General features: G+C 42.2%; 10 protein-coding genes. 5 read left to right on the top strand and 5 right to left on the bottom strand.

Annotation, left to right across the window (positions count from 1 at the left end):
• Positions 1–31: 31 nt before the first annotated feature.
• From clpX to AOG27_RS11380, 5 genes are all read left to right on the top strand, one after another.
• On the top strand, positions 32–1,315 hold the full coding sequence (gene clpX, locus AOG27_RS11400) for an ATP-dependent protease ATP-binding subunit ClpX (RefSeq protein WP_054553147.1): 1,284 nt from the start codon (positions 32–34) through the stop codon (positions 1,313–1,315).
• A 143-nt stretch (positions 1,316–1,458) separates the two neighbouring features.
• On the top strand, positions 1,459–3,819 hold the full coding sequence (lon, locus tag AOG27_RS11395; RefSeq protein WP_054553146.1) for an endopeptidase La: 2,361 nt from the start codon (positions 1,459–1,461) through the stop codon (positions 3,817–3,819).
• A gap of 197 nt (positions 3,820–4,016) precedes the next feature.
• Positions 4,017–4,307 carry an HU family DNA-binding protein gene (locus AOG27_RS11390; protein WP_175580427.1) on the top strand — a complete coding sequence of 97 codons (291 nt, stop codon included), beginning with the start codon at positions 4,017–4,019 and terminating at the stop codon, positions 4,305–4,307.
• A 158-nt stretch (positions 4,308–4,465) separates the two neighbouring features.
• Positions 4,466–6,367: a peptidylprolyl isomerase gene (gene ppiD, locus AOG27_RS11385; protein WP_054553145.1), complete on the top strand. Its 1,902-nt coding sequence runs from the start codon at positions 4,466–4,468 to the stop codon at positions 6,365–6,367.
• An 83-nt stretch (positions 6,368–6,450) separates the two neighbouring features.
• The gene (locus AOG27_RS11380; RefSeq protein ID WP_054553144.1) at positions 6,451–6,849 is read left to right on the top strand and encodes a GNAT family N-acetyltransferase; all 399 of its coding nucleotides are present in this window, start codon (positions 6,451–6,453) and stop codon (positions 6,847–6,849) included.
• Positions 6,850–6,950: 101 nt separating this feature from the next.
• Here AOG27_RS11380 and AOG27_RS11375 read toward each other — a convergent pair whose 3' ends face one another.
• Genes AOG27_RS11375 through AOG27_RS11355 form a run of 5 tightly spaced genes read right to left on the bottom strand, consistent with a single transcriptional unit; the run spans position 6,951 to position 12,228 of the window.
• Entirely contained in the window at positions 6,951–7,712 is a 762-nt protein-coding gene (locus AOG27_RS11375) for an ATP-binding cassette domain-containing protein (RefSeq protein ID WP_054553143.1), read from the bottom strand.
• Entirely contained in the window at positions 7,712–8,704 is a 993-nt protein-coding gene (locus tag AOG27_RS11370) for an oligopeptide/dipeptide ABC transporter ATP-binding protein (protein ID WP_054553142.1), read from the bottom strand. Before AOG27_RS11370 ends, AOG27_RS11375 begins: the two co-directional genes overlap by 1 nt.
• A gap of 2 nt (positions 8,705–8,706) precedes the next feature.
• Positions 8,707–9,600: an ABC transporter permease subunit gene (locus AOG27_RS11365; RefSeq protein ID WP_054553141.1), complete on the bottom strand. Its 894-nt coding sequence runs from the start codon at positions 9,598–9,600 to the stop codon at positions 8,707–8,709.
• Positions 9,587–10,621, bottom strand: a complete 1,035-nt coding sequence (locus AOG27_RS11360; RefSeq protein ID WP_054553140.1) for an ABC transporter permease — start codon at positions 10,619–10,621, stop codon at positions 9,587–9,589. Before AOG27_RS11360 ends, AOG27_RS11365 begins: the two co-directional genes overlap by 14 nt.
• Positions 10,621–12,228 carry an ABC transporter substrate-binding protein gene (locus AOG27_RS11355; protein WP_054553139.1) on the bottom strand — a complete coding sequence of 536 codons (1,608 nt, stop codon included), beginning with the start codon at positions 12,226–12,228 and terminating at the stop codon, positions 10,621–10,623. Before AOG27_RS11355 ends, AOG27_RS11360 begins: the two co-directional genes overlap by 1 nt.
• Positions 12,229–12,235: the final 7 nt, after the last annotated feature.

The following is a 12,235-nucleotide window of genomic DNA, read 5'->3' as shown; positions in this document are numbered from 1 at the left end:
CTACTGCCAACGTAATAAATGAGGTAGCTGAATGTCTGACACTCCTACAGACGGCGACAAAAGTAATAAATTGTTATACTGCTCTTTCTGCGGCAAAAGCCAGCACGAAGTTCGCAAACTAATTGCTGGTCCTTCAGTATATATTTGCGATGAATGTGTTGAGCTGTGTAACGATATTATCAGGGAAGAAATCAAAGACATTGCGCCGAAGCATAATGCGTCTGATAAACTGCCTGTGCCGAAAGAAATTCGTAATCACTTAGATGATTACGTGATTGGCCAAGACCACGCGAAAAAAGTGCTGTCGGTTGCGGTATACAATCACTATAAACGTTTACGCAATCAAACAATCAATGCAGATATTGAGCTTGGTAAGAGTAATATTCTACTAATCGGTCCTACAGGTAGTGGTAAAACATTACTTGCTGAAACCATGGCTCGTTTACTTGATGTACCATTCACTATGGCGGATGCAACGACACTAACTGAAGCAGGTTATGTAGGTGAAGACGTTGAAAACATCATTCAAAAGCTACTGCAAAAATGTGATTACGACGTAGAAAAAGCACAACGTGGTATTGTTTACATCGATGAAATCGACAAGATTTCTCGTAAGTCTGACAATCCATCGATCACCCGTGACGTATCGGGCGAAGGTGTACAACAAGCCTTACTTAAGCTAATTGAAGGGACGGTTGCATCTGTGCCACCACAAGGCGGCCGTAAGCATCCACAGCAAGAATTCTTGCAAGTTGATACATCTAAGATTCTATTTATCTGTGGCGGTGCGTTTGCTGGCCTAGATAAAGTGATTGAACAACGCAGCCATAAAAATACCGGTATTGGTTTTGGTGCTGAAGTTAAGCAATCATCAGGTAGCCGTAGCTTAAGTGAAACATTTAAAGATGTTGAACCAGAAGATTTAGTGAAATACGGTTTAATCCCTGAGTTCATTGGTCGTCTTCCAGTTGTTGCGACACTAACAGAACTAGATGAAGCAGCGCTTATTCAAATTCTTAGCGAACCAAAAAATGCATTAACTAAACAGTTCTCTGCATTGTTTGCGATGGAAGATGTTGAGCTTGAGTTCCGCGAAGATGCACTTAGCGCAATTGCTCATAAAGCAATGGAGCGTAAGACTGGTGCTCGTGGCTTGCGTTCAATCGTTGAAGGTGTATTACTTGATACTATGTATGAATTACCTTCGATGGATGATGTTAGCAAAGTGGTTATTGATGAAACCGTTATTAAAGGTGAATCAGACCCAATTTTGATTTACCAAAGCGGTAACCAAGACAAAGCTGCATCAGAATAAAGCTGTAATAGTTTAAAAGTTAAGCAGTTGAACACGAAAAAGGAGCCAAAGGCTCCTTTTTTTATAAATATGTTGAACTTTCCCTTACATATCCCCATATACTTGAGTAATCTTTAAAATAAATGAAGTGCGAAGAGAATATAATGACGCTTGAGAGAACAGATCGAGTCGAAATCCCCGTGTTGGCACTGCGCGATGTAGTGGTTTATCCACACATGGTGATCCCGCTATTTGTTGGTCGTGAAAAATCAATAAAATGCCTAGAAGCGGCGATGGACAAGGACAAACAAATTTTCCTAGTGGCGCAAAAAGACGCCTCTGTTGATGATCCGCAGCAAGATGATATCTACCGTGTTGGCACCATTGCCACAGTACTTCAGTTATTAAAGTTACCTGATGGCACCGTTAAAGTGCTTGTTGAAGGCACACAACGTGCAAGCGTTGAAACGTTTTTAGATAACGATGATTTCTTTGTGGCTGAAGCACAGTTCATCGAATCAAGCCATATCGACGAGCAAGAACAAGATATCTTTATTCGCAGCGCAATTAGCCAATTTGAAGGCTATGTAAAGCTTAATAAGAAGATCCCACCTGAAGTACTTACTTCTGTGTCTGGCATTGATGAAGCTGCGCGTCTTGCTGATACCATGGCAGCACACATGCCGCTTAAGGTACCTGAAAAGCAAAAAGTGCTTGAGATTGCCGATGTGACTGAGCGTCTTGAATACTTAATGGCGCTGATGGAAGGCGAGATTGACTTACTGCAAGTTGAGAAAAAAATCCGTACTCGCGTGAAAAAGCAGATGGAAAAGTCGCAGCGTGAGTATTATCTCAACGAGCAAATGAAAGCGATTCAAAAAGAGCTTGGCGAACTTGATGATGTACCCGATGAATTCGAAGCAATTAAAAAACGCATCGAAGAGTCTGGTATGCCTAAAGAAGCGCAAGAGAAAGCAAACGCTGAGTTATCTAAATTAAAAATGATGTCGCCGATGTCGGCGGAAGCAACCGTCGTGCGCTCGTATATTGATACGCTAATCAATGTACCTTGGAAAAAACGCTCTAAGGTGAAAAAAGACTTAGCTGGCGCACAAAAGATTTTAGATAGTGATCATTACGGCTTAGATAAAGTTAAAGAGCGTATTATTGAGTATCTAGCGGTGCAACAACGCACTAATAAGCTTAAAGGCCCAATTTTATGTTTAGTCGGTCCTCCTGGTGTAGGTAAGACTTCACTAGGTCAGTCAATCGCACGCTCTACAGGTCGTAAATATGTGCGTATGGCATTAGGTGGCGTTCGTGATGAAGCGGAAATCCGCGGTCACCGTCGTACTTATATTGGTTCTATGCCTGGTAAGTTAATCCAGAATATGACTAAAGTTGGTGTAAAGAACCCATTATTCTTATTAGATGAAATCGATAAGATGTCATCAGATATGCGTGGCGACCCTGCATCAGCATTACTTGAAGTACTTGATCCTGAGCAAAACAGCCATTTTGCTGATCACTACTTAGAAGTTGATTACGACCTATCTGACGTGATGTTTGTGGCAACATCAAATAGCTTTAATATCCCAGGTCCGTTATTAGACCGTATGGAAGTTATTCGCCTTTCGGGTTACACCGAAGACGAGAAGCTAAACATTGCTAAACAGCACTTGATTCCAAAACAAGTTAAGCGCAATGGTTTAAAAGAGCATGAAGTTGAAATTGCTGACAGCGCAATTATTGGCATTATCCGCTACTACACACGTGAAGCGGGCGTTCGTAACTTAGAGCGTGAAGTGTCAAAACTATGCCGTAAAGCAGTTAAAAACATCCTGCTTGATAAAGACACTAAAAAGGTCCTTATCGACGATAACAACCTTGAAGAGTTCTTAGGCGTACAACGCTTTGATTATGGTAAAGCTGAAGACGGTGACCGTATTGGCCAAGTAACGGGTCTTGCGTGGACTGAAGTAGGTGGTGATTTACTGACTATTGAATCAGCAGCTGTACCAGGTAAAGGCAAGCTAACTTACACAGGTTCGCTTGGTGATGTAATGCAAGAGTCAATTCAGGCTGCGATGACGGTTGTTCGTAATCGTGCTGAAAAACTTCGCATTAATAGCGACTTCTATGAGAAACGTGACATTCATGTTCACGTGCCAGAAGGTGCAACACCAAAAGATGGCCCAAGTGCTGGTATTGCCATGGTAACTGGTTTGGTATCGAGCTTAACGGGTAATCCAGTGCGCTCAGATGTAGCAATGACAGGTGAAATCACATTACGTGGTGAAGTATTACCAATTGGTGGCTTAAAAGAAAAGCTACTGGCAGCGCATCGTGGTGGAATTAAAACCGTAATTATTCCAAAAATTAACGAACGTGACTTAAAAGAGATCCCAGACAACGTATTAGAGGGCCTTGAAATTCACCCAGTTACATGGATTGATGACGTTTTAAAACTGGCTTTGAAGCACCCAGTAGAGAGTTTTTCTGTCGAAACTGAAAAAAACCAGTAAAAAACCGCAAAAAAGTGCATTTAGGGGCTTTTCAAATACAAAGGGTATGATAAGTTAAGCACTAGTTTTCAAGCCTAGGCCTTATGTGGCCTAGGGTTGAGAAAAATATAATAAACTGAGCATAAACTTAATTTGCTCATAAATTTTCAAAACAGTGATGTTATTTTTTATAAAAACAATCGCTCTTGATAATAACAATGAAAGAGGATGATATTGTGAATAAATCTCAATTAATCGATCAAATCGCAGCTGACGCTGACATTTCTAAAGCGGCTGCAGGTCGTGCACTAGATTCATTCATCGAGGCTGTTTCAGGCGCTCTTAAAGATGGCGATTCAGTAGCGCTAGTTGGCTTTGGTACTTTCTCTGTACGTGAGCGTGCAGCGCGTTCAGGTCGTAACCCGCAAACTGGTGAGACTATCCAGATTGCTGCAGCAAACATTCCTTCTTTCAAAGCAGGTAAAGCGCTGAAAGACGCAGTAAACTAATCATTAAAGATTAGTTGGTGAGAGATACCTAATCACACTTAAATTGAATTTAGGTAACTTATCACCAGTTACTTCAAGTGAAAAAGCGTATCTGGTAAGATACGCTTTTTTTACATGAGCAGGGTTAATTTGTACCTGATCAGAATAGAGATAGATAAATGCTTGAGAAAATCAGAGAAGGTTCGCAGGGACCTGCAGCCAAAATTATTTTAGGCGCGGTGATTTTATCTTTTGCTTTAGCTGGGATCGGTGGTTATTTAGGACAAACCACAGAGCAACCCGTTGCAGAAGTAAATGGAGTTAAAATTAGCCAAACCGAATTCAGCCGTGCATACCAAAACGAACGTAACCGTTTAGAACAACAATTTGGTGAATACTTCGCACAAATCGCTGCTGATCCAAATTACATGGCACAAATTCGCCAAGGCGTAATCGACCGTTTAGTACAACAAGAATTGCAAACTCAACTAGCGGCAGAATTAGGTCTTCGTGTAAGCGACGAAAGTGTTCGTAAAGCAATTTTAGAAATGCCTTACTTCCAAGTAGGCGGCCAGTTTAGCAACGACCGTTACTTACAAGTTATTCGTCAAATGAATTTCCAACCAGATGCTTTCCGTGAATATTTACGTGAAGATATGACACGCAGCCAATTAGTGGGTGCCGTTGCTGGTACAGATTTCATCTTAGAAAATGAATTAAACAACAGCGTTGCTCTACAACAGCAAACGCGCAGTATTGATTACTTAGTTGTTGCTAAAGAATCATTACAAGCTGGTATCGAAGTAACAGAGCAAGAAATTGCTGATTACTATGAGTTGAATCAACCGCAATTCTTAGCACCAGAGCAAGTGTCTGTAAGCTACATTGACTTAAATGCAGCGAGCTTAACGCTTGATTCAAGTGTTTCAGAAGAAGATATCAAAGCTTACTATGATCAAAACAGTGCCCAATATGTTGAGCCTGAAAAACGTCGTGTATCGCACATCTTAATTGATAACAGCGAAGACGATGATGCAGCAAAAGCGAAAGCTGAAGAGCTACTAACGCAGTTACAAAACGGTGCTGATTTTGCTGAGCTAGCTGAGTCATCTTCTGATGATGTAGTGAGTGCAGAAATGGGCGGTGATCTAGACTGGATTGAACGTGACATGATGGACCCTGCGTTTGAAGATGCAACTTATGCTCTTGAAAACAAAGGCGACATTTCTGACGTTGTAGAATCAGAGTTTGGTTATCACATCATCAAGCTTACTGATATTCAAACACAGCAAGTTAAACCATATGCTGACGTAAAAGATGAGCTTCGTGCTGAACTTGAGCGTACTAAGAAAATTAATGCGTTCTATGAAAAGCAAACTCAAATGGGTGAGCTTGCGTTCGAAATTTCAGATACTTTAATTGATGCAGCAGAAGCAGCAGGCGTTGAAGTGCAGAAAACAGAACTTGTGACTCGCAATGCATTACCTGAGCCGCTAAACAACCCACAAGTTGTTACTGCTATTTTCTCACCTGAAGTGTTAGAAGATCGCATGAACTCAGAAGTAATTGAAGTAGGTGATGAACATGCTGTTGTTGTTCGTGTAAACGATCACAAAGCTGCGACTACGAAAGCACTAGCAGATGTGTCTGAGCAAATTAAGGCGACGTTAGTTTCACAAAAAGCATCGGAGCTTGCTAAAGAAAAAGCACGCACTCTATACGCTGAGATCGAAGCTGGTAAGAGCCTAAACGAAGTTGCACAAGCTGAAGGCCTAACAGTACGCCAAGAAGCTGCACTTGCTCGTCAAGCTTACACAGTGTCACCAGCTATTGTTCAACAAGCTTTCAAAATGGCTCACCCACAAGGTGCACCAGAGGTTGAAGTTGTTGACCTAAACAATGGCGATGCGGCAATTGTTGCGCTAAAAGCAGTTAATCCAGCGACTGAAGTTGAGATTAATGAGCAACAAAAGCAAAACATCACGATGGCTCAAGTGAATAAAAACTACATGGTATTTATTGCAGCACTAAAAGCACAAGCTGAAGTGCAAGTACCAAAAGCGACTCAAGCTGCTGAATAATTAGCAAACTGAGTTAAATAAAAGGCGCCTACTGGCGCCTTTTTTGTTAACGTTAAAGGTAATGCAAGTTATAAGGAGCTTTTATGGAGTACAGTCTAATAGAGCAGCTACCAAGCGCAGAAGAATACTGTGATATGCGCCTTAAAGCTGGCTTATCAGCACGTTCATTAGCGGCTGCAAAGGCGGGGTTACCAAACTCTCTTTATGCTATTTGTATTCGTAAAAACGATGAGTTGATTGGCATGGGCCGCGTTATTGGTGATGGCGGCTGTAATTTTGAAGTGGTTGATATTGCTGTATCACCTGAATATCAAGGGCAAGGGTTAGGGCGTGTCATTATGGAACATGTTGACCGCTACATAGAATCTGCCGCTTATGAAGGTAGTTACGTCACTATGGTCGCTGACAAACCTGGCTTTTACGAAAAGCTTGGCTACAAGTTTGTCGCACCACAAAGCCAAGGGATGTATAAAAAGTTTTGATATGAGTAAAGCTGCAAGGGGAGTGATCGAATCAGTCAGTAGGAGGCGTTTTAACGCCGAATCAAACTGACAGCTTACGGCTGATAGCTGACAGCTCACTATCAGCAGTTCAACAACTTCTGCGTTACCACCGATTGGGGGTCTTGGAAAATCGCTTCGGTTTGGCCGTATTCAACAATCTCACCGTGATCAAGTACCACAAGTTGGTCGCTAATATGACGCACCAAACTTAGGTGATGCGTAATAAGTACATAGCTCAGGCCTGTGTCTTTTTGTAGACGTAGCAATAAGTTTACCGTTTGTGCGCGTACAGACGGGTCAAGGGACGATAACGCTTCATCGAGCACGACAACCTTAGGGTCTAAAATTAAAGCCCGTGCAAGCGCTATACGTTGTAATTGACCACTACTAAACATATGCGGGTAATAGTGCTGGTGATCTAAAAGCAAGCCCACTTTTGCGAGGGTTTGCTTTATTTTATCTTCACGCTCTTCTTTGTTTAAATCAGTGTTGTACTGTAAACAGTCATTGAGCATATCGCCAATGGTTAAACCTGGATTCAAAGACGCTTCAGAGTCTTGGAAAATCAACCTAATATGGCGACAGTCGTTATCACGCAAGCCATCATTTTCGATGATATTGCCATCAAGTAGAATTTGCCCTTTATCTGCGTTATCAGCCCCAGCAAGCAATTTGGCGAGAGTACTTTTACCTGAGCCAGTTTCGCCAATAATGGCGATCGTCTCGCCTTGCCCTAAGCAAAACGAAATATCTTTTAATACAGTAAAGCTTCTACGTGAAAATAAACCGGCACGTAAATTAAAACTCTTTGATAATGCTTGAACTTTGAGTAGGGGCTGCATTATTTCATCGCCTTAATTAATGGGAAATGACAGGCGTAACTCTGGCTATGATGCTTGGTCAATTTCGGGGTAACGACACACTCTTTTTGTGCTTGTGGGCAACGTGGGCCTAAGCGGCAGCCAATAGGTAAATGTTGTAAAGTTGGAATGGTGCCTTTTAAAGCATAAAACGGCTCTTTGTGAGCAAGCCCTTGCTCATAATCAGGCAAACTTTTTAACAGTGCTTGGGTATAAGGATGTCGCGGCTGGCTAAAAATTTTGTTAGTCGGCCCAGCTTCAACCATCTGACCGCAGTATAAAACATGCATGCCATGAGACCACTCTACAATTTCCTCAAGCTCGTGAGAGATCATCAAAATCGACATGTTCTTTAGCTGGTTTAAGCTTTTTAGCAGTCTAAATACCTGCGCACGCGTGGTGCTCTCAAGAGCGGTAGTTGGCTCATCGGCAATCAATAGTTTTGGGGTACGCGCAATGGCCATGGCAATCATCACTTTTTGACAAATACCTTCAGAGAGCTCATGAGGGTAGCTGTCTAGCACCTTCTTATGGTCTTTAATACCAACCTTGTGGATTAACGCTTTTACTCTGTCTTTTCGTTGTCTGTTTCGTTTTAAGAAAAAACCACTGGTTGCTTGTTCAGGTAAGGTCTCGGCAATTTGGTCGAATATCTTGGCAGTTGGATCTAGGCAGCGGCTTGGATCTTGGTAGATCATAGCAATGTCTTGACCTACGAGTTTACGGCGTTGCTCGTTAGATAAGCGCATTAAATCCACGCCACGCCAATGCATGCGGTCTGCAGTGATATGCCAACGTTTGTTTAAAACTCCAACAATGGCTTTTGCAATTAAGCTTTTACCTGAGCCAGACTCACCAACCAAAGCATGTACTTCGCCTTCTTTTAAGGTCATGCTGACTCTATCCACCGCACGAATCACGGTATCTGAAGTGCGTAACTCTATAGTGAGGTTACGAATATCGAGTAATTGCATAATTAGTCGGCCTTACGTTCTTTAAGCACTTGGCGTAAACCGTCACCTACTAAATTGGTAGACAGCACTGCTAAAAATAATAATACGCCTGGTAAGCCAACAGTCCAAGGGGCAAGGTAAATTAAACCTAGATTTTCAGCCAAAATAGCGCCCCATTCTGTGGTGGGGGGCTGGGCGCCCAATTTTAAAAAGCCAAGTGCCGAGATATCCAAAATCGCAGTAGAAAGCGCCATGGTAAAAATAACCACAATATGCTCGTAAATGTTCGGAAAAATACCACGAGCAAGAATATGCCAATTGGATGCGCCATCAAGCTTGAATGCTGTTATGTAATCTTTGTTCAGCTCTTCGACAATTAAGTTACGCACCGAGTGAATAAACTGAGGCAATAAGGCTAATATAATCGCCCATACTGTATTCATTAAGCCAGGGCCAAGAATCGCAATAATAATGATGGCCAGTAATAATGATGGAATTGATAAGGTAATATCAAGCAAGTGATTTAAAAAGCTTGAGCGAATACCTTTGCTAATTCCTGCAAAGGTGCCCACTAACACACCTATCACTGTGGTGATCAAAGCTGCGACAACCGATAAACCAAAGGTGTAAGTTGCACCATTCATTAAACGTGACAATACATCTCGGCCTAAATCGTCGGTGCCTAATAAAAAGCGTACGTCACCTGCATCATGCCACGATGGCGGTAATAGCAGTGCATCGCTGTGTTGCTGGTTCACGCCATAAGGTGCAAGGAGTGGTGCAGACACTGCCAGTAACACTAAAGCAATAAACAACCATAAGCCGACAAGGGCAGGGTGATTGGTTTTAAATTTCTTCCAAAATCGCGCTAACGGCGATTTATTCGACTCTTCAGAGAATAAATTAAACTTTGCCATGTGCTTGGTTCCGCGATAATGGGTCGAATAAGGTATAAGTGAGTTCAGCAATAATGGTAGCTAAAATAACGAACATAGAAACAGCGAGTAAGCCACCTTGAATTGCAGGGTAGTCACGCTGATAAATACTATCGATAAGCCAACGACCAATGCCCGGCCATGAGAAAATAACCTCGGTGATCATCGCAAGGGTGATCAAGGTACTAAACTGTAGACCTATTTGTTTAATCACCGGTAGCAGCGCATTACGCAGAGCGTGGTGAATAATCAGCTGCGCACGGTTTAAGCCCTTTGCGCGCGCTGTTTTAATATAACTTTGATCGAGTACTTTCAGCATTGAATCACGGGTAAAGCGAACTAGTACTGTGGTCGGATACATAGCAAGTACTATGGTAGGTAGTGTTAAATGATGGATTGCATCTAAAAATGCCATGCCATCATAGGGGAAATCAGCTAAAAAGATATCAATAAGTATAAAGCCGGTAACTGGTTCTATTTCGTAAAGAAGGCCCATTCGGCCCGACATAGGAAACCAGCCTAGTTGCAGGGAAAACACCATAATTAGTAACAATGCTAACCAAAAAACGGGCATTGAATAGCCAAAAAGTGTGCCGGAATTTATCAGTTTATCAGGCCAACGTTTGTAGTAGGCAGCGGCTAAAATACCACTTGGTACGCCAACTATGACGGATACAATGAGCGCATAAAGACTCAATTCGAGTGTTGCTGGAAATAAGTCTTTTATATGTTGAAATACACTCTCACCAGATGCAAAAGAAATTCCCCAATCCCCCTGAATAATGCGTTCTAAAAAGGCAAAGTATTGCACCACGTAGTTGTCGGTAAAGTGAAACTTTTCCTCTAACACACTGGTTTGCGAGAACGTACTATTAGTAATACCGCTTAAGTTAGTTAGCGCATCACCCGGGAACATAAAGCTCAATGAAAAGGTAAAAATACTCAGCGTCAGCATCATAAACATTAACAACGCTAGACGACGAAGAATATAATCAAGGATCATTATTCTTTCCTCGCGTTAGCTAGTGAAATGCCGCCGAATGGGCTTAAATTTATACCTTTTACGTCACTACTTGCTGCTTGAAAGCGCATACCATGGGCTATCGGCAAAATAGGCAGCTCTTGCACTATGATCCGCTGTGCCTGATTGTAGTATTGTTTTCGTTTTTCAAGATCTGTGGTGTCGAGGGCTTGAGTAAGTAATAAATCAAATTCAGGATGACACCAATTGGCAGGGTTTTTACCACTAAATGTTGCGGTGCAACTTAACAATGGGCTCATAAAATTATCAGGATCTGGCGTATCAGCAGCCCAACCAAGTAACACACTATCGTGTCTATGCTCACCAACGCGTTGTAAGAAGGTGTTCCACTCATACTCGACGATATTAACGTTTACACCAATCTTGCGTAAATCACTTTGCATCAGCTCAGCCATTTTACGGGCGTTTGGATTATAAATACGGCTTACCGGCATAGCCCAAATATTCATATCAAAGCCATTTTTGTAGCCAGCTTCTGCGAGCAAGGTTTTGGCAAGAGCTGGGTTAAATTCAGGCATGGCTTTTTGCGCTTCAAATGCCCACGAAGCTGGAGGCAGTAATGACTGTGCCTTAATGCCGTTACCGTAATACACCGCTTGCATGATTTTATCGACATCAATGGCGCTGGCGAGTGCTTGGCGTACACGTACATCATCAAAAGGCGGGCGCTCAGTATTAAAGGCCCAGTAACCAATATTTAAGTTTTGCTCTTTTTGAACTTTAATGTCTTCACGTTGCGATAAAATACTTAGCTGCGCGCTGCTTGGGTGCGCAGTCACATCACACTCTTTAGTGAGCATTTTCGCAACGCGAGTGGTGCCGTTTGGCGTAATGTCATACACCAGTTGTTCAAGTGCTACAGGATGTTTCCAGTAGTCTGGGTTGCGGTAATAGCGAATTAAACGGTCGCGACGATATTCTCTATATACATAAGGGCCAGTACCCACTGGGTATTGGTCAAATAAGTTTTCTTGGTTTCGCTCTTTAAGCTGCATGGCGTATTCTTCCGATAACACCACGGCAAAATCGGTTGCAAGGTTTGCTAAAAAGCTGCTTTCAGCATTATAAAGCTCAAACCGTACTTGGTAATCAGAAACACGCACAATGCGACGAATAAGCTGATCAATACCCACACTTTGAAAATAAGGGTAACTGGCATCACCAACAAAGTGATAAGGGTTATAAACGTCGAATAAGCGGCTGAAAGTAAAAATTACATCATCAGCGTTAAAATCACGGCTTGGGGTAAAGTATTTTGTGGTATGAAATTTAACCCCTTTACGCAGGGTAAAGGTAATTGCTTTGCCGTCAGGGCTAATTTTCCAATCAGTTGCCAGCTCTGCTTTAAACTCGGCAGACACCGGATCAATACTTAACAGGCGATCATAAAGCTGATTGGCGATAATATCGATAGTCGAACCTGTCGTTGTCACTTGTGGATTAAACGACACAGGGTTTGCTTCAGCGCAATAGACTAAGCCCTGGTTTTTTTGTTCTGTGGTTTTTTCTTCGTTATCTAGGCAGCCTACTAAGCACACCAAAGACAAAGCAAGTAACGGTTTAAACACCTGATTA

It is taken from the genome of Pseudoalteromonas lipolytica, assembly GCF_001306915.1.
GTDB classification, from domain to species: Bacteria; Pseudomonadota; Gammaproteobacteria; order Enterobacterales; family Alteromonadaceae; genus Pseudoalteromonas; species Pseudoalteromonas simplex.
The sequence above is the reverse complement of the archived record's forward strand: the minus strand, read 5'-3'. Positions and strand labels throughout refer to the sequence as shown.